Source organism: Paenibacillus terricola (assembly GCF_014779765.1).
GTDB classification, from domain to species: Bacteria; Bacillota; Bacilli; order Paenibacillales; family Paenibacillaceae; genus Paenibacillus_T; species Paenibacillus_T terricola.
Genome location: NZ_JACXZA010000001.1, coordinates 414,873 through 437,756 on the forward strand (window position 1 = coordinate 414,873; position 22,884 = coordinate 437,756).

Below are 22,884 nucleotides of genomic sequence, written 5' to 3' on the forward strand. Positions count from 1 at the left end.
AAATAACGCAATTGCTGCGTTTGCCGTAGCCGGGCTTTTTAATGAAGGTTTATGGAAGATTTAACAAAAATTAAGTTTACATTCCAATTTCAAGAATGGTAATCTTTATTTAATAATGAATCCTTAAGGGGATTAATTACACAAAGGGAGCGGGGTGCTTACTCGCTTCCTATTGTGTTTAGGAGGAAGAAATGAAGCGTTTTTCGATACTTTTGACTGCAGTTTTGCCGTTGCTCCTATTAACGGCTTGTGGTGAGTCGCATTCGGATAAGAATGCAGCTCGGCATGGATCTGCCGTTTCTGAATCTGTCTTACCTGTCTCTACTGAGACGAAGGATCCCGATCTAGAGAAGATCGACCCATATACTCTAGTAGAAGAAACCTCGGCTGATCTAAATCATGATGGCAGTAAGGAGGAGGTAAGTACTTATACGATGTGGGACGATGCGAATCAGAAATTATCGTTGAAAATCCGCATCGATGAGGGAGAGCAGCATTTCGAGATCCATAATCCGAGAAAACTAACGAGCATTGCCCCAATCAAATCTGTAAATCTGAATAATGGCAACAAAGGTCTGTTGATTCTTTTTTACAGTGAGGAAGAGGAACAGAATCGAAATAAAAACGATTTATACAGCGGGGATTTCTCAGGTGTGGTCGTTACTTACCTCGATAAGAAAATCGAACTTGCGTTAAATTTGTTCGAGGCGCCATATCGTAATGAGAATAATTATGAACTGAAGTATGTAGGTGATAGTAACATTCATCTGGTGGATCATGCTACCGGCTTTACCTCTGATTATAAGGCCTATGTCTCCGAGGTGGACAAAGATGAATCGGAGAAATTGTTCCAGATTCTGGATAGCTTGAATATACCGAGCGCAATGGCGAATAAACAGTTTTATAAAATCGTTGCGGAAGATACGGATAAGGACGGTGTCGATGAAATCATTGCATCTACGAATATTCCAGGTGTCAAGGGAAACGACGTACTTGGTGTCATCGACTATCATTATCGGTACGAAGCACCTTCCTATCGTATAGCGAAGGAGGAGTTGTGGCATAACAAAGTGCTTGATGAGCCTCTAATACAAGAGCAAACATTTGATTCATAAGGGCATAGAGCCATTCTGTCCATCCAGCGGCATGCTGATGGGCGGAGTGGCTCTTTGTGTTCGTTTGTTTCTTGAATCGGGTACAATATGGGTGATGAGACATGCATGGAGGCTTGGAGGCGTACCAGATGAAAGAGAATCAGTTGAGCATAGACCAATCGCAGCTGCAGGAACAGGAGCGTTTGTTTATCGCGTTGGCGCTGCCTGAGTCCATGAAGCAGGCGTTCGGGGAGAAGATGGAGCGGATTAAGGAGCAGCTGCCATTCAAGCGTTGGGTGCATCCGATGGATATGCATGTGACGCTGCAGTTTCTCGGCGATGTGCCGAAGGAGCGTATCAGGGACATTGATGCTGCTCTGCGCGCGCGTGCCTCTCGAATTAGCTGGCCAGGGCTGAATGTAGGGGTCAAGGGGCTGGGAGTGTTCGGGCGACCGGAAAGGCCTTCAGTGCTGTGGGCAGGCATTGAGGCGGATCGGACCGTGCTTGACGGATTGTACCAAGCAGTTGTTGAGTCGATGATAACGGTAGGTTTTGAGCCAGAGCAGCGGCCTTACAGTCCGCACCTGACACTCGCTCGCAACTATGCGGGGGCCATGCCTTTTGAACAGGAGACATTATCGATTGGGGAAGATGTGTCTAGCACAGAGTGGAACTGGCGGGCAGATTCGATTACGTTATATAAAAGTAATACACGGGTGAAGCCTTCGTACGAGGCGATTGGTGTATATCCGCTATAAATGCAAAAGGCTCCGCACCGGCGTAAGCCGATCGGAGCCTTCACATTCATCAACTAGGATTGAACGAACTTGATGATGACCATACCGAAGAATACGATGGTCATGAATGCAAGCATACCGCCAAAGCCGAATACGACGTCCTTCAGGTCATCGCGCGGCTCTTGGTTCACGTGTGCGCGCGGGTCTTCCGCTGCATATTGCGTGTTGTTCATCGCTTTCAAATCCCCCTCGTACGTTACCATAAATATATAGTTGTAGTATAACCAACCACGTAAACAATTGTAAAGAGGTGGTTCAAAAAGTACGAAAACCGTACTTGCTAAACATGAAGCAAAAACCAGACAAACCTTCGGTCAATCGTATGCTACAATAGACAGGATGGCGCATTGCGCCCGAATTCATGCATGATTACATGTTCGGAGGGAGACCGATGGATCGGCGAGGAAATAGTGGGGAACGGGATGCGGCTGCGGAATTGATCCGGAGCAAACTGGCGCTGCTGCCAGATGCACCGGGCTGTTATCTAATGAAGAACGGCGAAGGGACGATCATCTACGTCGGCAAGGCGAAGGTGTTGAAGAACCGGGTTCGCTCCTACTTCAACGGCTCGCATAATGGCAAGACGCAGCGACTCGTCTCCGAAATCCGCGATTTTGAATATATTGTGGTTGGCAGCAACATGGAGTCACTCATTCTCGAGTGCAATCTGATTAAACAGTATCATCCGCGTTACAACGTATTGCTTAAGGACGACAAGACATTTCCTTATATCAAAATAACAAGCGAGCGCCATCCGAAGCTGGAAGTTACGCGCAGAGTGCTGAAGGACAAAGCTAAATATTTTGGCCCGTATCCGAATGCGTTCGCGGCCCAGCAGACCAAGAAGCTGCTTGATCGCCTATATCCGCTTCGCAAATGTAACACGCTGCCGGACAAGGTCTGTCTGTATTATCATATCGGCCAATGCATTGCGCCGTGCGAATATCCAGTAGAGACATCCGAGTATGATCGAATGGTGCAGGCAATTACGAAGTTTCTCAATGGCGGGCAGGACGAGGTTAAGGCGGAGCTTCAACGCAAAATGGAAGAAGCGGCCGAATCGCTTGAGTTCGAACGTGCGAAGGAGTACCGCGATCAGATTATGGCGATCGACGCCATCGTCGAGAAGCAGAAGATTACGCTGGCAGATGCGGTCGATCGCGATGTATTCGGCTATTCGACCGATAAGGGCTGGATGAGCGTGCAGATTCTGTACATGCGTTCGGGCAAAATGGTAGAGCGCCGCTCCTCGTCCTTCCCGTATTACGGTGAAGCGTATGACGACTTCGTTACGTTCGTGGCGCAGTATTACAGCGACAACCCGGCGCTGCCGCGTGAGATTCTACTGCCTTCGCCACCGGAAGAGCAGGTTGAGGAAGCAACGATAACATCAGATGCTTCTGCTGTGGAAGATGCCGCTGCACAGACCGAGGCAGGTGTAGACGAGCAAGCAGAGGATGCAGTCCCTGTGGAGGGAGTCTCCGCTGTTGTAGAAGCCGAGGAAGGCGAGGATCAGGCTCCTGTAGGTTCTCGGGCGAATGAGATCCGTGAATCGCTGCAGAAGTGGCTGAACGTCAAAGTATTCGTACCGCAGCGCGGCAAGAAGCGGGATGTTGTACGGATGGCTTGCAACAATGCCAAGGTATCGCTGGACGAGAAGTTCAAGCTGATCGAGCGGGATGAGGAGCGCAGCGTGAAAGCAACCGAATCGCTTGCAGGCTGGCTTGGCCTTGAATCCGTTCACCGCATTGAAGCATTCGATAACTCGAACATTCAAGGTACGAACCCGGTATCGGCGATGGTCGTCTTCACGGACGGCAAGCCGGATCGGAAGGAGTACCGCAAATATAAAGTGCGCACCGTCGTTGGCGCAGACGATTATGAGACGATGCGAGAAGTTATCCGTCGTCGATACGAACGGGTGCTTAAGGAAGATTTGCAGCGGCCGGATCTTATCGTTGTCGACGGTGGCCGAGGCCAGATTGCTGTAGCGCTTGACGTATTGGAGAACGAGCTTGGTCTATCCATTCCGGTATGCGGTCTCGTCAAGGATGCGAAGCACCGCACGGCGCAGCTCATGACCGGCGATCCGCCAGAGGTCGTGCCGCTGCCGCGCGACAGCCAAGAGTTCTACCTGCTGCAGCGCATCCAGGACGAGGTTCACCGCTTCGCGATCACGTTCCACCGCGAGCAACGCGGCAAGTCGATGGTCGCTTCGCGTCTCGACTCGATTCCGGGGATTGGCGAGAAGCGTCGTAAAGCGCTGCTTAAACATTTTGGCTCGCTGAAGAAAATCCGCGAGGCTTCCGTCGAGGACTTCAAGACGCTCTCGATCGGCGAGAAGCTTGCGACACAAATTCTGCAGGCGCTGCGAGAGGAAGATGAATCGAATGACGATCCAAGCGGTACTCTTTGATCTAGATGGAACATTGCTTGATCGGGATTCATCTCTGCTTGCATTTGTGAGTCATCAGCATGATCGAATTCCGGCTTTTCAGGTTGTAGAGAAGGAACGGTTTGTTCAGCGGTTTATTGAGCTCGATAATCACGGTTATGTATGGAAAGACAAAGTGTATCAGCAGTTGATCGAGGAGTTTGGGATTGCAGACTTGGATTGGGAGGATTGCTTGCACGACTATGTGAGCGGCTTTCAACAGCACTGCATCGGCTTCGCGAATCTGCACAGCATGCTGACGAAGCTGAAGGAGCAAGACATTAAGGTAGCGCTCATTTCCAATGGGTTCGGACAGTTCCAACACGATAACTTCATGGCTCTTGATATAGCGCATCTATTTGATGAAGTGCTCATATCGGAGTGGGAGGGACTGCGGAAACCGGATCCGGCGATCTTCAACCGTGCGTTAACGAAGCTAGGCGTCGCTGCAGAGCGTGCGTTGTTCGTAGGCGATCATCCGGACTACGATGTCCGGGCAAGCCGTGAGGTTGGTATGAGAGCGGTCTGGAAGCGATCCCCTCATTATGAATCCGCCGAGCATGCCGTTGCTATCATCGATGATCTAGAGGAACTCATTGCGATTGTACTTCCATAATAATGACGAAAGAAGCTGGTGGCCTTGTATAAACAGGGCAACCAGCTTCTTTTTAAATGAAGAAAACCTATTGTTTCAACGCCGCATAAGCTCCCGCCGCTGCAGACAGATAATAAGCTAATCCCGTCTGCTGACCTTCGAGCATGGACAAGTGAAAATCATCCTGCAGGAAGAACTGTGTCTGAGCGGCGAAGTCTTGTGGCGATGCTGCATGCCCATGCGAATTCAGAAACGCAAGATGGCGTTCGATCCGGTTGATGATAACGTCATCGTTATGCTTCACGCCTTCCTTAAGCGAAGCGCTCATTTCATTCATGAAAGCCATCGCTTCAATTGCCTGCTCATTCATCTGTGACACCTGGTCTGCAGTTACCTCTGAGGGTTCCATTCCGTACTTATCTGCCAGATGCTGATTGTGCTCCGTTAACGCTTTGCTCCACTCTTCCTCATTGTTGAAGCCTTTGAACATTTCCTTATCATCCATCGTTGCACCCTCCTGAATTGAAGTAATCGACTTCTGCAGCGTATGTGCGATTGTGTCTAGTCTCCGCTGACGGTCTGCGATCAGCTTCTGCTGCTCCGATAGAATGGAGTGTCGATCCGTAAGGTTCGCGAATAACTCCTTAATCCGATCCAGGGAGAAGTCCAGCTCTCTGTAAAATAAAATTTCCTGCAGCCGTTCCAGCTCCCGGGCTCCATACAACCGATACCCAGCTTCACTCACCTTGCTCGGATATTACAGCCCAATCTTGTGATAATGATGCAGCGTCTTAATCGTCACATTCGAGAGCTCCGACACTTCCTTCACCGTGTACAGCATCGCATGTTCACCTCCGCACAAGTAGCATAAAGTCTCTCCTAACAGGAGAGTCAACCTTATTTTCCAATAAAAAAAGCGACGCAGAATTCCCGCATCACTGTGTATGTGTAGTAGCTTTTAGGACAGCCCACTAGCCCAACTCGATGGGACTCAACTTATACGCAGCGATACGGAACGGAGTGGGTGAATTGTTCTGAAGAAGCAGAGTGAATGCTTCCGATGTAGCTTTCCTCCGGAAAGCTTTTAGAACATTCACCCGCGGAGCGACCGCACGCACCAGCAATTTATCTCATAAGCCGTTAAGTCCTTTAAGTTTTATATTCTGCTTAAGCCTTCGTCCTTAAGCCCTTAAACACATTCCTCAACCCACAGCCTCACGCCGTCCCGCCACCTTCATGATTACCCAAGCGACCGCCACCGGCAGCGCCAGATATACAAGCGCGGCGATTATATTAATAGCCGTTCCCATCATCAACAGATCGAACGACATCAGCACCGTGTCCAATATCGCATGCGTGAAAACCGCCGTAATAAAGCCGAAGCGTATAAAAATCCAACAGAAGAGGAGACCCACAATCGTCAGCTCAATCAACCGGCTGTACGCCGGAAACACCGGATACGATACGTGCCCGAGCGCCCAGATGACCGTCGGCACCAGACACGCCAGGAAACGGCGGCGGAACAGCCGCTCGAATACGGCTATACCAAACAACCGGTACAGCGCTTCCTCCGATATCGCTGCGCACCATGCGAGAAGCGGGAACAGCAACGGCAGCGCCATATTATACGTCGATGAGTCCACGCTTGTGGTCGACCAAGAGCCGATGAACTGATCGAGCCCAAGCAGCAGAATCGTCTGCGCACCAAGCAGAGCGAAGGAGAGCGGATACGAAATTTTCATCGAACTCCACACGTGGTTTCCATAAGCAGGTTCGCCGAATCGGAGCCACAGCGGCTTGCCGATCCTACGCCATAGTCCGTCCCCGCTGACGAGGCTGAACCAGATGGCAAGACCCATGAACACGGTGAAAATGTTCGAGATAATGACGCCGCCAGCCGTCAAACTGTCTGTATTCGAACGTACGCCAAGCGTCGCGCGGATGCCGTCTGCCATGTTGTAGTTGTTAACAATATAGAAGCCGAGGAACAGCAGGCACAGGACGAGGCCGCGCCGGAACAACGCGATTTTGCGAATACGTATCGCGTAAACAATGGCAAGCAGGAACAACAGGGCATTCATCAGCATGCTGCCGTACAATGATAAGGTGCTCGCCAAGTTCTTCTGCTTCTGTACATAAGTCGTGTAGCTGTCGGGAGCATTGAATTTGGGCTCATATTTCAAAATAACCGGATTGGAAGCAGAGGCGGGCCAATCGACCGTAATTTTGATCGTTAATGCGGCATCCCCGATTGCATAACCTTTGGGCCGAATGGTCACAACATTGCCTGCTACGCTTGCATCTTTCAGATCCGACAGACGGAAGCCGCTCGCTGAAACAGCCGCCTGTCTGGCGGCCATCAATCGTGACCAGTCGGACATGTAATTGTTTCTCGTCTTCTCTCCGGTATTGGCAGGCAAGTAGATCCAGCTTGTTACTTGTCCGTTCTCCATATGAACCTGCACGAATAACGTGCCGGATTTCATCCTGACTTCAGTCTGGAACGTATCTGTCGGAAATTTGGAATCGTACGTTTTCGAGTAGACGTTTAGCTTGTGTTCTTTCGACAGATAGCCATACAGCATACTATCAGACTGATGAACGGTATGCGTTGCGCTAATCGGTTCTTTAAACCGAGATTTGGCGAAAGCGGCTGCCTTGGCTGCTGCCTCCTCGCGTGTAATAACAGAAGATGACTCCGCGCTGCCGCTCTCGGAAGGGGAGATAAAGATCGGCACGATTTGCAGCAGCAAGAAGATAATGAGGCCGAGCAGGCCAACGAACATAATGGAGCGCGGGATGCGCTGAGGCAGCAGCGGATAATCAGACATAAGGCCCTCCTTGTATGCCGAACGCGGCAACAGCTTGTTCTTCAATATAAGTTTGTACCTCTGCTACTTTAGCATATGATCGCTTGGCCGAGCCAATGTCTCGATCGCGACCTTACAAAAAGGTAGAGAATAGTCGCAAGCGCGTAAAATAACGATCAGCGTCCAGCTAATGACAAGCTTGCCACATAGATTCGATATTTTTCGGTTTAAATCGTCTCAATTGGAGACAAATCCTTGTTGGTGTCGTTCTCCTTTTCGCTATATAATTTGATGAGTTGCTGGACAATAACCGAATATTCAACAGCCGAATTTCCGAAGGAAAACGGGGGAACCATATTGTTGCCGTCTATGCAGACGCTGCCGATCGCATCGGCCGTACGCGGCAACTTGGGGTGAATTCAGCAAGATGGGGGATGCCTCCCCTGCGCTGATAGGGCGATCTATCCGGGCCCGAATCCGACAGCTAACCTCGTAGGCTGCATGGACAGAACTCATCGCAGACGGCATTGGGTTTCCAATGTCTTTTTTTGTGCGTTTAGACGAGTCTGTACAATGGATATGGAGAGGGACATACGATGATCAATGTTAACAAACGAAAACTGTTCAGCTGGTCGCCGCCGCGAATTCTGGTGTCAGGATTTGGACTCATTATTTTGCTAGGAGGCTTGCTGCTTTCGCTTCCGATCTCGAATACGGACGGTCAATATCTACGTTATATAGACGCCGTATTCACCGCAACGTCCGCGACCTGTGTGACAGGTCTCGTCGTTGTAGATACCGGAACTCATTTTACGACATTCGGTCAGCTTGTTCTAATGGTATTAATCCAAATCGGCGGTTTAGGCTTCATGACGATGGCGACGCTGATCGCGCTTGTTCTGCGCAAGCGGATATCGCTTAAGGAACGACTTGTTCTCCAAGAAGCGATGAATCAAACGAACATGGAAGGCATCGTTAGGCTGATTCGCAAAGTTATCGTTTATTCACTTGCGATTGAGGGTACAGGTGCGCTGCTGTTCGCGAGTCGCTTTACCTTTGACATGCCGCTTGGCCAAGCCATTTATTTCGGTATCTGGCATGCTGTTTCCATGTTCAACAACGCTGGCTTCGACTTATTCGGCGGGTTCCGCAGCTTAACAACCTATGTTGGGGATCCGATTGTGAATATAACCGCAATGGGACTTATTATTCTTGGTGGTCTTGGCTTTATTGTAATGTCTGACCTAATTGAATTCCGGAAGCACAGAAAGCTGTCGCTTCATTCCAAGGTTGTACTGACGATGACGGGGTTTCTGCTCGTCATTGGGACGATTGTTATCTTTATCTTCGAGTTCTCGAATAAGCAGACGTTAGGATCGCTCGATTGGGGGGCCAAAATATGGGCGGCTATGTTCCAGTCGGTGACGCCGCGTACAGCAGGCGCCAATACGATCGATATCGGTATGATGCGGCAAGCAACGCTTTTCTTCATGGTCATTCTGATGTTTATCGGCGCATCGCCTGGCTCGACCGGCGGCGGCATTAAGACGACGACATTTATGACGCTTATCGGAGCAGTTATTGCGATGATTCGGGGCAAAGAGGATATCGTAATGTTCAAATACCGTCTACCCCGGGAAAGGATTTTCAAAGCGTTAACCATTACGATGCTGTCGCTAGTGCTTGTCATAGTCGTTACGATGATACTCTCCGCTACTGAAGATCGTGAATTCCTAAGGCTGCTGTTCGAGGCGACTTCGGCTTTTGGCACGGTAGGCTTGTCTACGGGCATTACGCCTTCGCTCACCGATTTCGGCAAAATCATCCTATGCTTCACGATGTTTGCCGGACGGCTTGGGCCGCTCACCCTTGCATACGCGCTTGGTCCGAAGGCGGAGAAGGATCTATATCGGTACCCTGAAGGCAAAATCATTATTGGATAATAAATAGAGAAGATAAGAGGTAGGAGAAACCAATGAAACAATTCGTCATTATCGGTCTGGGCCGTTTCGGCTCCAGCCTTGGCAAGGAGCTTGTCCAGCTTGGCTATGAGGTGCTTGGCATCGACAAGAATGAAGAAACGGTCGACGATATGAGCCGCGTATTGACGCATGTGGTTGCAGCGGATGCAACAGACGAAGAAACGCTGCGCGCACTGGGCGTTCGCAACTTCGACTGTGGCATCGTTGCGATTGGCGATGATATTCAATCGAGTATTCTAGCCACCATTCAATTGAAGGACATTGGCGTGAAATCGGTCGTCGCGAAGGCGCTTAGCGAGCTGCACGGACGCGTATTGGAGAAGCTGGGCGTTGATCGCGTTATATATCCAGAGCGGGATATGGGTATTCGCGTAGCGCATCAGCTGGTGTCACCGAACCTGCTTGATTACATTGAGTTATCCAAAGATTATACGATTGCAGAACTTGCAGTACCGAACTGCCTGAACGGTAAATCACTGCAGGATATCAACACAAGGGCAAGATATGGCTGCAGCATTGTAGCGATAAATAAGCCAAAGGGCGGCGTTATTATTGCCCCTACTGCCAACGAAGTGCTGGCGGAGAAGGATGTAATGGTCGTTATCGGCACGAACAAACAAATCGAACAATTCGAAGAGGCAATTGTACGATAGCCATATTTTGCGCAATCACTGGCACATATGCTTCTGGGGGTAATTATGTCGCATCAAGCATTGCTTGCAATTGCAATCTTTCTATTCGCATACGGCTTTATTATTTCGGAAAAAATTCATCGGACGATTCTCGCCATGATCGGCGGATTATTGATGGTTGCTTGTGGCATTGTCGACCAAGAGACGGCGATTCATCATATCGACTTTAACACGCTGGGGCTTCTTATCGGAATGATGATAATCGTCTCTATTACCGCTGATACCGGTCTGTTCAGATATGTTGCGATCAAGGCTGCGAAGAGAGCGCAGGGCAGTCCGGTTCGAATAATGATTTCGCTTGCGGTCATCACTGCGATTGCATCCGCTTTTCTTGATAACGTGACGACTGTATTGTTAATCGTTCCGGTAACCTTTAGCATTACGCGCCAGCTTGGCGTATCTCCTTTTCCGTTTCTCATCAGTCAGATCGTGGCTTCCAATGTAGGCGGGACGGCTACGCTTATTGGCGATCCGCCGAATATTATGATTGGCAGCGCTGTGAAAGAACTGACGTTTATGGCATTCATAACGAATTTGGCGCCAATCGTTGTGATCGTTATGGCAAGTTATATTCCTTTATTCGTGTTTATGTTCAGAAAGCAACTGCAAACGTCAGAGGAACGTAAACGATCCATCATGGAACTGAATGTTAACGGACTCATTACCGATAGCCGCCTGCTTGTCAAATGTTTATCCGTGCTAGCGGTTACGATTATTGGTTTCTTCCTGCATCAAGCATTTCATTTCGAATCCGCGACAGTTGCGCTTGCCGGTGCGTTCATCTTGCTGTTGATTTCGGGTGAACATCAGATGGAGCATGCGATCAGCAAGGTGGAATGGACGACGATTTTCTTCTTTATCGGGTTGTTCGTGCTCGTATCCGGGCTTGTTGAGACAGGTGTCATCGCTGATTTAGCGGCTCGCGCCATCGATTTGACGGGCGGAGATCCAGTCGCCGCATCCATGCTGATCATGTGGATGAGCGCAATTGCTTCGGCCTTCGTCGACAACATCCCATTCGTCGCTACGATGATTCCGATGATCCAGGAAATGGGCAGCATGGGCGTTGCGAATCTGGAGCCGCTCTGGTGGAGTTTAGCGCTCGGCGCTTGCTTAGGAGGCAACGGGACCCTGATTGGTGCTAGCGCCAATCTGATAACAGCGGGCTTGGCGGCCAAAGAGGGACATCCGATTCGGTTCTTGCAGTACTTGAAATATGGGTTGCCGCTTATGCTCGTTTCTGTCGCATTATCAAGCATCTACGTTTATTTGCGCTATCTTGCGTAAGCTTGCTAAGGCTTTACATAACCAAGATAGCTGAAGTACAATGAATAATGAACATAGGGTTTTCACATAATTTCGTTTTATTGGGGGAGTCTGTCACTTGACGGGCTCTCTTTGTCTTTTTTCCGGCAAGTGACGATTCGCCCGGTCAAAAATGAACGGGGGGCAATCGATGGAATCTCAAGCAATTGCTGCAATCGCGATCTTTCTTGTCATCTATGCACTTATTATTTCGGAGAAAATACACCGAACCATCATAGCGATGGTTGGCGGCATCATTATGGTCGCCGTAGGGATTGTCGATCAGGAGGCGGCGCTTCACCACATCGATTTCAATACGCTCGGGCTGCTGATCGGCATGATGATCATCGTCTCCGTAACGGCGGAGACAGGGTTGTTCAAGTATATCGCCGTTTGGGCAGCGAAGAAAGCCAAGGGCAGTCCGGTAAATATACTCATCGTGTTAATGCTTATTACCGCGATTGGCTCTGCTTTTCTGGATAACGTAACAACGATCTTATTGATGGTCCCAGTGACCTTCAGCATTACAAGACAGTTGAAGGTATCGCCGTTGCCTTATATCATGACGCAAATTATCGCTTCGAACGTTGGCGGTACTGCGACGCTGATCGGGGATCCGCCGAACATTATGATCGGCAGCGCGGTCAGCGAGCTGACGTTCATGGCCTTTATCAACAACCTAGCTCCCATTGCTGCTATTGTGCTGATCGTCTACATTCCGTTGTTTATTCTCATTTTTCGGAAGCAGCTTAAGACGACACCGGAGCTTCGCAGCAGCATTATGAGAATGGATGAACGGGAACTCATCACCGACCGCAAGCTGATGTACAAGAGTTTGACTGCCCTTGGTCTTACGATAATAGGCTTCTTCTTGCATCAAGCGCTCCATCTAGAGTCGGCGACCGTAGCGCTCGCCGGTGCGTTTCTGCTGCTCGTATTAACAGGCGAGCATACAATGGAGGAAGCGTTCCGCAAGGTGGAATGGACGACGATCTTCTTCTTCGTAGGTCTGTTCGTGCTCGTTGCAGGCCTCGTCGAAACGGACGTGATTGCAAAACTTGCGGCGCAGGCAATAGAGTGGACGGGAGGCAATGTGACGGCTGCCTCCATGCTCATTCTATGGATGAGCGCAATCGCTTCTGCGTTCCTGGATAATATCCCGTTCGTTGCTACGATGATTCCGATGATCCAAGAGATGGGAAATATGGGCATCGATAATCTGGAGCCGTTATGGTGGAGCCTCGCCCTTGGTGCATGCTTGGGAGGCAACGGTACGCTTATTGGCGCAAGCGCGAACCTGATTGCTGCAGGAATGGCAGGGAAAGAAGGGCATCCAATCAGTTTCGTGAAGTTTATGAAGGTTGCTTTTCCGCTCATGCTGCTTTCCATCGTTCTGTCCAGCGCGTACATTTATTTGAGATATTTGATTTAAAGAAAGGTCCAAAAGATGTAAGAACAATTACGAGGCTGGAGGCGGTTTGCCATGCTGACATATGCATTTAATCCGGATATCATCTACATTACGGAATCGAATAACGATGGAGATGTTGAATTTTTCATTCGCTTTGTTGTAGAAGCGCCGCATTTGGAGAAATTCAAAGAGGTTCAGCATTATTTTGAAGACAATGAGGTTTATACGGACGCTCTGTTCTATGCTTATGAGAATCATGAATATCGGGTTATCGTACGTTCGGATTATTATGTCGAGTTCGTGCTTCAACTGATGAAGCATCGGCTCGTCGAGCAGGTGCAATGGAAGGAGTAGCAGGCTAGACGTTCGTTTGGGGCAAAGAATAACGGGAAGGGCCGATGAGCCGCTTCCCGTTATTTGGATGGCTGGGCAATGACTCGGCCCGATAAGCTGTGGATGAGCGTGTAAGACGGATTGTGCGGGCCGCTGTCGCATAAGGATACAGCGTAAATAAGCGGGACGCCTGGTTGCCTCGGATTATAGTAGGCTTGTACCTCCGGCTGTAAAGTGCAGGCAACAGGAAGTTCTTGCTTCATTGCGATCGAGAGCGCTTGTTGCGGCGAAACGGCGGCATGATGGGCCCGATGAAACAGACGCTTCTCGAGCTTCGGATGGATGGTTCCTTCCGCTCGTCGTACGATACCGGTTGAATCAATGGTTATAGTGAGTATATCCCCCCATACTGGTGTTCCGAATAGAAGATGTTTGAACTCGACAATCGATTCGCCGGCATCAGACTTTGTCGCATGGACGATAACTAGGTTTTGTTTGGGGTTTCGCAGACCGTATAATTTCTTGTGGGCTATAACGAACTCGTAGGCAATCCATCCTGGCGAATGCTTCGATGGTTTGGACAACGTTCCTGTCATCAAGGAAGGCGTTCCAGTTGCCTCGTTCATCCTGATGATTGACCCTTTGAATCTTTCTTTAGCGGGAGAGACTGCTTGCCCAACAGCGCGTTGAGCCGTTGCTGTTTCATTCGGCAAAATAAATGAAAGCAGCATAGCGGTAAATAGGGAGAGGAATCGGTAATGGTATGCAATCGTCATTCTCATCAATCCTCCTGTTCTTAATTATCCAGTATGAGGAAGATGTTTGCGGTTTATTCCTTGCATGATCGGATAACGACAACATTGCAGTGCTATACTATATGCATATAAAAATCGCGGCTCGGTGCGTTGCAGCCGCGATTTCTTATCTTTAAAAATTTCTTTTCAGGGATAATCAAATCCGAGTCGGGTAAGTCGCTGCAAGATTATCGATCCATAGTCGGACGGCTGGGCTTAGACCAGATGGAGCAGCGTATATAAGCGATGTTGTCCGCTTCGTTTCTGCAAGCTCGCGTACCGGAACGATGGTAAGCTCGTTGGCGTCAAGCATTTGCGGGCGTACATAAGACTGCGGCAGCAGGGTGGCCGCTCTACAAGTAACGAGAAGCCGCAAGATCGCTTCGAAGGAATCGATCTCCATGCGGACGTCCGGCTCCAGCTTATACTTCTCGAACACTTCATCGGTAAGCGAGCGGTACCATGTGCCTTTGGTAAACAAAATGATGGGCAGTCCGTTCAACTGTTCGATTGTAAGCGGCCACCGGTCCGTTACAATCTGATTGCGCGGAGCGACGAGGACAAGATGGTCATCGAACAGCGGTACGCAGTGAAGCTGCGGGTCCTGGATGCGGGAGGCGACTATGCCGAAGTCTACCTTGCGCTCTCGAACGAGGGATACGATCTCGTGCGTCTTGCCGGTTACCGCCTTGATGTCGAGGTCAGGACGCTCCTCATTCATTAACCGGATGAAATCGGGCAGCGTTGTTTGAAGTGTTGTTAAACTCGCGCCGATCGTCACTTCCGTTACGCCTTCCGAACGAAACCCGGATACGGTGTGCAAATAACGCTGGTGCAGGGTGCGAAGCTCCAAGGCGTATTCGTAAGTCAGTTGGCCGACACGCGTCAGTTCCAGGCGTTTGCCGATCCGGCGGAACAGCTCAACGCCAAGCTCTTCTTCTAATTTGGCGATTCGGCGAGACAGCGCGGGCTGTGACAAATTTAATTGTACAGACGCTTTATTCATGCTCGATTGTTCAACGACAATGGCGAATGCAAGCATATCTTCGAGCAATTGAACCCCTCAATTCTGGTGAAATCAATGGTAGGTGAGGCCTTATGCAATATTGTTATAAGGAATTATCAACAATACGCAATTCCATTATAAGCTCAAAAGGAGTAGGATTGAAAGTGTGGCTAAGTTGTGTCGACTTTTGTTGACGCTGTACGGGCTCAGGAGTACAATGGAAAATGTTTTGTTAACCGTAATCCACAAGGGAAGTTATGAAAGGAGAACGCACCACTTATGAAAGCAAATTCGTACCATTGGCGGAAGCTGCATTCCCTGCTTGGGGTCATTCCGCTCGGCTTGTTCATCATTGAGCATGCCATCACGAACTATTCCGCGTTCGAGAGCGGGGCAGAGGGCTTCAACAAGAGCGTCAAATTCCTGAACGATCTGCCGCTCGTGTACTTCTTGGAGATCTTCGGCATCTTCTTGCCGATATTGTTCCATGGCGTATACGGCCTCTACATGGCTTATCAATCGAACATGAATGCAGGCCGCTTCAGCTACGGCCGCAACTGGGCATTCGTTGCACAACGTGTAACGGGTGTGATTACGTTCATCTTCATTATCTGGCATCTGTACGAGACGCGTTTCCAAGTAGCGGTCGGTAACTTGACGCACGAAGAGCTTGGCGCGCATATGCATGATATTTTCACGCATCCGGTCAGCTTGATCCTATACGTAATTGGCGTATTGGCAGCTGTATTCCACTTCAGCAACGGTCTGTGGGCATTCCTGATTAGCTGGGGCATTACGGTCGGCCCACGTGCGCAGCGTGTATCGTCTGCGATTTGCATGGGTATTTTCGTCATTATCTCGGTGCTCTTCCTGTTGTCGATCGTAGCATTCACGGGCGACGAATTTAAGGAAGCGGCAGCAGCGGTAACGACTACTTGGAATCCGATCGGCTAGGAACACGATAAGGAGAGCGATTCGATATGGCTAAAAATAAAATCATTGTCGTCGGCGGCGGTCTCGCTGGCCTCATGGCGACGATTAAAGCAGCAGAGGCCGGCGTTCACGTCGACCTGTTCTCGCTCGTGCCTGTTAAGCGTTCGCACTCGGTGTGCGCGCAAGGCGGCATCAACGGCGCGGTTAATACGAAGGGTGAAGGCGACTCCCCATGGGAGCACTTTGACGATACGGTATACGGCGGCGACTTCTTGGCGAACCAACCGCCAGTTAAAGCAATGTGCGATGCAGCACCTGGCATCATTCACTTGATGGACCGTATGGGCGTTATGTTCAGCCGTACGCCAGAGGGTCTGCTTGACTTCCGCCGCTTCGGCGGCACGCAATACCACCGTACGGCTTTTGCAGGCGCTACGACAGGCCAACAGCTGCTGTACGCTTTGGACGAGCAAGTCCGCCGCTGGGAAACAGCGGGCCTCGTAACGAAGTACGAGCACTGGGAATTCCTCGGTGCGGTGCTGGACGACGACGGCGTATGCCGCGGCGTATCGGCGCAGGACCTGCGTACGATGGAAGTCGTTACGATGCGCGCGGATGCAGTTATTCTTGCAACGGGCGGCCCTGGTATTATTTTCGGCAAAACGACGAACTCGGTTATCAATACAGGTACGGCAGCAAGCGCTGTGTACCAACAAGGCGTTAACTACGCGAACGGTGAGATGATTCAGATTCACCCTACGGCTATTCCGGGCGATGACAAAAACCGTCTGATGTCGGAATCGGCACGTGGCGAGGGCGGACGGATCTGGACGTACAAAGACGGTAAGCCTTGGTACTTCCTCGAGGAGAAATATCCTGCATACGGTAACCTCGTGCCGCGGGATATCGCTACGCGCGAGATCTTCAGCGTCTGCGTTGACCAGAAGCTCGGCATCAACGGCGAGAACATGGTATACCTTGACCTGTCTCATAAGGATCCGAAGGAGCTGGACGTTAAGCTCGGCGGCATCATCGAGATTTATGAGAAGTTCGTTGGCGATGATCCACGCAAACTGCCAATGAAGATTTTCCCGGCTGTACACTACTCGATGGGCGGTCTGTGGGTTGACTACAACCAGATGACGAACATTCCGGGTCTGTTCGCTTGCGGCGAATGCGAATACCAGTACCACGGCGCGAACCGTCTGGGCGCGAACTCGCTGTTGTCGGCAATCTTCGGAGGTATGGTTACGGGACCTAAAGCGGTCGAGTACATTAAAGGTCTGAAGAAGTCGGCAGAAGATATTGCATCGTCCGTCTTCGATCGCGCGAAGAATGAGCAAGCTGCTAAGTACGAGAGCATCCTCAAGATGGATGGCACGGAGAATAGCTACGTTCTGCACAAAGAGCTCGGCGAATGGATGACGAACAACATGACCGTTGTTCGCTACAACGACCGTCTGCAGCAAACGATCGATAAGATCAAAGAACTGAAGCAGCGTTACACAAAAATCAACATCAACGATACGGCGCGTTGGAACAACGCAGGCGTTGCGTTCACGCGTCAGCTGTGGAACATGCTCGAGCTTGCTGAGTCGATGACGCTTGGCGCATTGCTGCGCAACGAAAGCCGCGGCGCTCACTACAAGCCAGAATTCCCGGAACGCGACGACGAGCAGTTCTTGAAGACGACGATCGCGTCCTGGACAGCGGAAGGTCCGAAGATCTCATACGAAGATGTCGATACTTCGCTGATCAAGCCGCGTAAACGCGACTATTCGAGCAACAAGCACTAAGTCAAGCGAATGCTTGCGAAGCATTTTAGGAGGGGATAACGATGGCGGAAACATCTGTTGCAGCCAAAACGGTAAAACTTATCATCTCCCGTCAGGACGGTCCGGATGCGGCACCGTACACGGAAGAGTTCGAAGTGCCATACCGTAACAATATGAACGTCATAAGCGCGCTGATGGAAATTCAGCGTAATCCGACGAAAGCGGACGGTTCCGGCACGGCGCCGGTATGCTGGGAATCGAACTGTCTCGAGGAAGTGTGCGGCGCTTGCTCGATGGTTATCAACGGCAAACCGCGCCAAGCATGCAGTGCGCTGATCGATAAGCTCGAGCAGCCAATCCGTCTGGAACCAATGCGCACGTTCCCAGTTGTACGTGACTTGGTTATTAACCGCGAGCGTATGTTTAACGCCCTTAAACGTGTGAAAGCTTGGATTCCAATCGACGGTACGTACGATCTGGGTCCTGGTCCTCGTATGGCAGAGACGAAACGTCAATGGGCATACGAGTTGTCCAAATGCATGACTTGCGGCGTTTGCCTTGAGTCTTGCCCGAACGTGAATGACCGCAGCAGCTTTATCGGCCCAGCTGCGATCTCGCAGGCTCGCTTGTTCAATACGCACCCAACGGGTGAGATGCACAAGGAAGAGCGTCTGGATGCACTGATGGAGGATGGCGGCATCGAAGGTTGCGGTAACTCGCAGAACTGTGTACGCGCATGTCCGAAGGGCATTCCGCTGACGACTTCCATCGCTGCAATCAACAAGGATACGACGAAGCATCTGTTCAAAAAATGGCTCGGCATGTAATGCACAATTGCACATGCGCATAAGCCTTGAAGCGCCGGCAGAATAACTGCCGGCGTTTTTGCACACCTAAGAGTCGATGTACGTTCGACAAATATTTCCCGGGAAAAGATAGTCATGTCGTTCACGAGGAGAGGCAATATGATCGATTATGAGCTTGTGAAGACGTACGGTTTGTCAAAGCCGTATACAGAGGAAACATATCCGTTTGGTCCCGAACCGCTTGTGGTAAAGGTCGGGGGCAAAATGTTTGCGCTGATCTCGCCGGATTCCATCTCACTGAAGTGTGATCCAGCGATTGCACTGAACCTTCGGGAACAGAATCCAGAGGCGATCAAGCCGGGGTACCATTTGAACAAAAAGCATTGGAATACCGTGATGTTTGGCCCGAATATCTCAGAAGAAGAGATTCAAGATATGATTGACCACTCGTACGATCTCGTCGTACGCGGCTTGACGAAGTCGCAGCGGGAGCAGATGGGATTGCTTGCGAAGTAAGGCTTGCCAGACTTGAATTAACCCTGGGGAGTGCAAAGGGAAGGAGAGGATACACGAATGAAGAAGCAGCAGAGACAGCAAAACAATCAACAACAGCAGTCGGATAAGCCGGCAACACTGAAGGATTTGCTCGGAGCTGACGTACTCAGCAAGCTGAAACAGCAGCAGGACCAGCTGAAGGCTGATGAGGATAAACGCAAGGAAGACGAGCGTATTCGAGTAGAGGAAGCGCGTAAAGCTGAGCAGAAGCGTCTGGATAATGATTTCGAGTACTTGCTGAACAACAGCAAGCTCGACTGGAAGAAGCATAAGTAGGGGCTTCGCCCCTTCTAACCCCAGTGTTATTGGGGCTTCGCCCCTTTAAGAACCCTCTAATTTAATTGCTTACTTCTTTTTCGCACACCCACCCAAACCCTCCCTCTCCCGAGAGGGAGGGCTCCAAGGGTTGCACCCTTTGGAATCCCGCAGGACTGGTCTAGAGATGTTGGAGCGTGTGCTCGCTTTTCGTCCCTGGTCGGGACACGCTTTACGTCGAATGTACCTAGGTACGGTTGATGATAGAGTGGGGGATTCTCAGCTCGACAATCATTGTGTGCAATTAAGCCGCTTGTCGTCCCCTGCGGGACACGCTCTTGGTCGATGCTCGACCGGATAAAGGGGCTGGCCCCTTCTGACCCCAGTGTTATTGGAGCTGCGCCCCTTTAAGAACCCCTAATTTTATTGCTTACATTGTTTACTTGCTTTTCGCACACCCACCCAAACCCTCCCTCTCCCGAGAGGGAGGGCTCCAAGGGTTGCACCCTTTGGAATCCCGCAGGACTGGTCTAGATACGTTGGAGCGAGGGATCGCTTTCGTCTGATCGGGACACGCTTAACGCCGAATGTACCTAGGTACGGTTGATGATAGAGTGGGGGATTCTCAGCTCGACCATCATTGTGTGCAATTAAGCCGCTTGTCGTCCCCTGCGGGACACGCTCTTGGTCGATGCTCGACCGGATAAAGGGGCTGTGCCCCTTAAGAACCCCTTGTTTTTTACACCTTTTTCGCACACCCACCCAAACCCTCCCTCTCCCGAGAGGGAGGGCTCCAAGGGTTGCACCCTTTGGAATCCCGCAGGACAGGTATAGATGCATTGGAGCGTGTGCTCGCTTTTCGTCCCTGATCGGGACACGCTTTACGTCGAATGTACCTAGGTACGGTTGATGACAGAGTGGGGATTCTCAGCTCGACCATCATTGTGTGCAATTAAGCCGTTTGTCGTCCCCTTCGGGACACGCTCTTGGTTGATGCTCGACCATATAAAGGGGCTACGCCCCTTAGGGATACTTTTTCTAGGGGGGGCTACGCCCCTTGGTGGTTTGTAACGACAGATAAATAGTCACTATGGTTCAGTGACTATGTCAGGGCTCCGTTATAAAATGGCGAGTCGAGCTTGCTATGAGGAGACTCATGGTCGAGCGCTAAATAAGAGCGTGTCCCGGAGGGACGACAAGCGGCTAAATTACACATACCTAGGGACGAGCATCGATACATTAACTCCATAAATAATCCGTAATTAGATACACTCGAAGTAAAGCGTGTCCCGAGGAGGGACGAAAGCGACTCTTACCACCAGCCGTAACTAGACTGCGTATCCAGGAGTCCAGAGGGCGGAGGCCTTTGGGGCCCTCCCTCTTTGGAGAGGGAGGGTTTGGGAGGGTGTGGTTATCTGAGGGTGTGGTCATTAAAATATTCGGGTAAGTGTCGTGTTACACAACAAAAGCCATCATCCCCACACAGTGGGTGATGATGGCTTTTGTTCATTTTGAGCTGTGAGCTGGCCTTACATCCATTTCTCGCCCCAGTCTTGTATGGATAGAATGACTGGTTCGAGATCATGGCCTCTATCCGTAAGCTCATATTCAATACGGACCGGCATCTCTGGATAAACGGTTCGTTTCACGATATGAATCGCTTCAAGCTCCTTCATGCGGTCGGTCAGCATCTTATCGCTCATATCAGGAATTTGCTCTTTAATCTCTTTAAATCTTTTTGGTCCGCCCAGCAGTACCCTTATTATCAGGCCTGTCCATTTCTTGCCGAGCAGTTCGGCGGCGGATTCGTATTTTGGGCACATTTTCGAGTAATCCAACCGTATCACCCCTCTTCTGCTTCTATTGTACCATATGTACTAAGGAAAGGTAAGTGAGATTAGGGTGGAATATGATTTTCTCTTTATATTTTATATACACTTGACTCAAGTAAGTAACTATATTATGATTGGTCCATCGAACAAAACAAACTTCTTACGTTCCTGCAAGTGAGAGTTCATAAAGTCTCCAAGCGGAACAGAAAGGGCGGGGTTAAAGATGGTAGATACAGGACTTCTCATTATTCGGGTAGTAATTGGCTTATTGTTTATTGGGCACGGTGCGCAGAAGCTGTTCGGATGGTTCGGCGGACACGGGTTGAAAGGTACAGGCGGTTGGCTGGAATCGATCGGGATGAAACCCGGCGTACTGATGGCATTGGCAGCAGGTGTATCGGAACTGGCGGGCGGCTTGCTGTTCGGCTTAGGGCTGGTGACATGGCTGGGAGCTGCACTATTGATCATTACGATGTTAATGGCTGCTGTAAAAGTGCATTTGCCTAACGGCCTCTGGGTTACGCAGAATGGTTACGAGTACAATCTGGTGCTCATCGTCGTTGCTCTTGGCATTGCCTTCATCGGAGCAGGCGAATATTCAATCGACCATTTGTTGAAATAATAGATAGGGACAACACGACGACTACAACATTAACTAAGGAGATGCAACCATTATGATCGCGATCTATCCAGCAGAACAACGTTATCATGCCAGCCACGGCTGGCTCGAATCATACTTCAGCTACTCGTTCGCCGATTATTACGATCCGGACAACATGCAGTTTGGACCGATGCGCGTCTTGAATGATGATTATATTGCAGCAAGCGAAGGATTCGGGATGCATCCGCACCGTGAGATGGAGATCGTTACTCTCGTGCTTAGCGGGCGGCTTGAGCATCAAGACAGTATGGGGAATCGAGCGAATACGACATGGGGTGGTATCCAACGCATGTCTGCCGGAACCGGCGTCTTCCATTCGGAAATGAATCCATCGGAGGAGGAAGCCGTCCAACTGCTGCAAATGTGGTTTATGCCGTCGGAGCAAGGGATCGAGCCTTCCTATGAGACATCATCGTTCGACCCGCAGTCGCTGCACGGTCAGCTTGTACCGATTGTGAGCGGCAGTTCGGATCTGCAGCAAGCCGGCACAGTAGCTGTCATCCATCAAGACATGACGATGTATTTGACCGAATTGGCAGATGGCCAATCGGTACAGTTCAAGCAAGGTGAAAGACGTCGTGTGTTTCTGTTCGTACTGGAGGGCAGCGTCAAAGTGGAGGGCGGATCGGAATCGGCATCGCTTGGACGTCGAGATTCAGCCCGCATCGAAGGCCAAGCTAATCTTACGATTACAGGTCAATCGGGCGATAGCGGTCGAGTGCTGCTGATTGATTTGCCATAAAATTTATTCATCCACTATTTTCCAACCTAGATAAAATGGACTGCACCTCGAAACTGCTGTTTCAAGTGCAGT

At 50.3% G+C, this 22,884-nt stretch carries 21 protein-coding genes, 1 pseudogene and 1 riboswitch; of the genes and pseudogenes, 16 read left to right on the forward strand and 6 right to left on the reverse strand.

Annotation, left to right across the window (positions count from 1 at the left end; all coding sequences use genetic code 11):
• Positions 1–191 precede the first annotated feature (191 nt).
• Positions 192–1,115 (forward strand): hypothetical protein, encoded by a 924-nt coding sequence (locus H8B09_RS01875; protein ID WP_191201778.1) that lies wholly within the window; start codon positions 192–194, stop codon positions 1,113–1,115.
• Between the two features lie 128 nt (positions 1,116–1,243).
• Positions 1,244–1,852 (forward strand): RNA 2',3'-cyclic phosphodiesterase, encoded by a 609-nt coding sequence (gene thpR, locus H8B09_RS01880; protein WP_191201779.1) that lies wholly within the window; start codon positions 1,244–1,246, stop codon positions 1,850–1,852.
• 53 nt (positions 1,853–1,905) lie between these two features.
• Here thpR and H8B09_RS01885 read toward each other — a convergent pair whose 3' ends face one another.
• A complete protein-coding gene (locus tag H8B09_RS01885; RefSeq protein ID WP_191201780.1) occupies positions 1,906–2,064 on the reverse strand; it encodes a YqzM family protein in 159 nt (52 codons plus the stop codon).
• 218 nt (positions 2,065–2,282) lie between these two features.
• Between H8B09_RS01885 and uvrC the strand changes: the two genes are divergently transcribed.
• On the forward strand, positions 2,283–4,307 hold the full coding sequence (gene uvrC / locus H8B09_RS01890) for an excinuclease ABC subunit UvrC (protein WP_191201781.1): 2,025 nt from the start codon (positions 2,283–2,285) through the stop codon (positions 4,305–4,307).
• On the forward strand, positions 4,282–4,941 hold the full coding sequence (locus H8B09_RS01895) for an HAD family hydrolase (RefSeq protein ID WP_191201782.1): 660 nt from the start codon (positions 4,282–4,284) through the stop codon (positions 4,939–4,941). Before uvrC ends, H8B09_RS01895 begins: the two co-directional genes overlap by 26 nt.
• 67 nt (positions 4,942–5,008) lie before the next feature.
• Here H8B09_RS01895 and H8B09_RS01900 read toward each other — a convergent pair.
• Positions 5,009–5,761: pseudogene (locus tag H8B09_RS01900) on the reverse strand (MerR family transcriptional regulator).
• A gap of 361 nt (positions 5,762–6,122) precedes the next feature.
• Positions 6,123–7,751 (reverse strand): CPBP family intramembrane glutamic endopeptidase, encoded by a 1,629-nt coding sequence (locus H8B09_RS01905; RefSeq protein ID WP_191201783.1) that lies wholly within the window; start codon positions 7,749–7,751, stop codon positions 6,123–6,125.
• Between the two features lie 292 nt (positions 7,752–8,043).
• Positions 8,044–8,244: riboswitch (cyclic di-AMP (ydaO/yuaA leader) on the forward strand.
• 82 nt (positions 8,245–8,326) lie between these two features.
• On the opposite strand from H8B09_RS01905, the gene H8B09_RS01910 reads away from it, so the two are divergent.
• From H8B09_RS01910 to H8B09_RS01930, 5 genes are all read left to right on the forward strand, one after another.
• Entirely contained in the window at positions 8,327–9,673 is a 1,347-nt protein-coding gene (locus H8B09_RS01910; RefSeq protein WP_191201784.1) for a TrkH family potassium uptake protein, read from the forward strand.
• Between the two features lie 32 nt (positions 9,674–9,705).
• Positions 9,706–10,365, forward strand: a complete 660-nt coding sequence (locus tag H8B09_RS01915; RefSeq protein ID WP_191201785.1) for a potassium channel family protein — start codon at positions 9,706–9,708, stop codon at positions 10,363–10,365.
• Positions 10,366–10,410: 45 nt separating this feature from the next.
• Positions 10,411–11,691, forward strand: coding sequence for an ArsB/NhaD family transporter (locus H8B09_RS01920; RefSeq protein ID WP_191201786.1), 1,281 nt, complete (start codon positions 10,411–10,413; stop codon positions 11,689–11,691).
• A 169-nt stretch (positions 11,692–11,860) separates the two neighbouring features.
• A complete protein-coding gene (locus tag H8B09_RS01925) occupies positions 11,861–13,141 on the forward strand; it encodes an ArsB/NhaD family transporter (RefSeq protein WP_191201787.1) in 1,281 nt (426 codons plus the stop codon).
• Between the two features lie 51 nt (positions 13,142–13,192).
• Positions 13,193–13,474: a hypothetical protein gene (locus tag H8B09_RS01930; RefSeq protein ID WP_191201788.1), complete on the forward strand. Its 282-nt coding sequence runs from the start codon at positions 13,193–13,195 to the stop codon at positions 13,472–13,474.
• A gap of 59 nt (positions 13,475–13,533) precedes the next feature.
• Here H8B09_RS01930 and H8B09_RS01935 read toward each other — a convergent pair whose 3' ends face one another.
• Entirely contained in the window at positions 13,534–14,229 is a 696-nt protein-coding gene (locus H8B09_RS01935) for a hypothetical protein (RefSeq protein WP_191201789.1), read from the reverse strand.
• Positions 14,230–14,404: 175 nt separating this feature from the next.
• Positions 14,405–15,301, reverse strand: coding sequence for a LysR family transcriptional regulator (locus H8B09_RS01940; RefSeq protein WP_191201790.1), 897 nt, complete (start codon positions 15,299–15,301; stop codon positions 14,405–14,407).
• A gap of 231 nt (positions 15,302–15,532) precedes the next feature.
• Between H8B09_RS01940 and H8B09_RS01945 the strand changes: the two genes are divergently transcribed.
• The 5 genes from H8B09_RS01945 (at position 15,533) to H8B09_RS01965 (ending at position 19,598) form a co-directional block, all read left to right on the forward strand.
• Complete coding sequence (locus tag H8B09_RS01945) at positions 15,533–16,207, forward strand: succinate dehydrogenase cytochrome b558 subunit (RefSeq protein ID WP_191201791.1); 675 nt, start codon at positions 15,533–15,535, stop codon at positions 16,205–16,207.
• A 26-nt stretch (positions 16,208–16,233) separates the two neighbouring features.
• The gene (gene sdhA, locus H8B09_RS01950) at positions 16,234–17,982 is read left to right on the forward strand and encodes a succinate dehydrogenase flavoprotein subunit (protein WP_191201792.1); all 1,749 of its coding nucleotides are present in this window, start codon (positions 16,234–16,236) and stop codon (positions 17,980–17,982) included.
• A gap of 41 nt (positions 17,983–18,023) precedes the next feature.
• Positions 18,024–18,788: a succinate dehydrogenase iron-sulfur subunit gene (sdhB, locus tag H8B09_RS01955; RefSeq protein ID WP_191201793.1), complete on the forward strand. Its 765-nt coding sequence runs from the start codon at positions 18,024–18,026 to the stop codon at positions 18,786–18,788.
• A 138-nt stretch (positions 18,789–18,926) separates the two neighbouring features.
• Positions 18,927–19,283, forward strand: coding sequence for an MmcQ/YjbR family DNA-binding protein (locus H8B09_RS01960; RefSeq protein WP_191201794.1), 357 nt, complete (start codon positions 18,927–18,929; stop codon positions 19,281–19,283).
• Between the two features lie 57 nt (positions 19,284–19,340).
• Entirely contained in the window at positions 19,341–19,598 is a 258-nt protein-coding gene (locus H8B09_RS01965) for a YqkE family protein (RefSeq protein ID WP_191201795.1), read from the forward strand.
• Between the two features lie 1,508 nt (positions 19,599–21,106).
• On the opposite strand, the gene H8B09_RS01970 is transcribed toward H8B09_RS01965, so the two are convergent.
• Entirely contained in the window at positions 21,107–21,415 is a 309-nt protein-coding gene (locus H8B09_RS01970) for a winged helix-turn-helix transcriptional regulator (protein ID WP_318152516.1), read from the reverse strand.
• Positions 21,416–21,632: 217 nt separating this feature from the next.
• Here H8B09_RS01970 and H8B09_RS01975 point away from each other — a divergent pair, with 217 nt between their 5' ends.
• Positions 21,633–22,031 (forward strand): DoxX family protein, encoded by a 399-nt coding sequence (locus tag H8B09_RS01975; protein WP_191201797.1) that lies wholly within the window; start codon positions 21,633–21,635, stop codon positions 22,029–22,031.
• A gap of 52 nt (positions 22,032–22,083) precedes the next feature.
• Positions 22,084–22,812: a pirin family protein gene (locus tag H8B09_RS01980; protein WP_191201798.1), complete on the forward strand. Its 729-nt coding sequence runs from the start codon at positions 22,084–22,086 to the stop codon at positions 22,810–22,812.
• Positions 22,813–22,884: the final 72 nt, after the last annotated feature.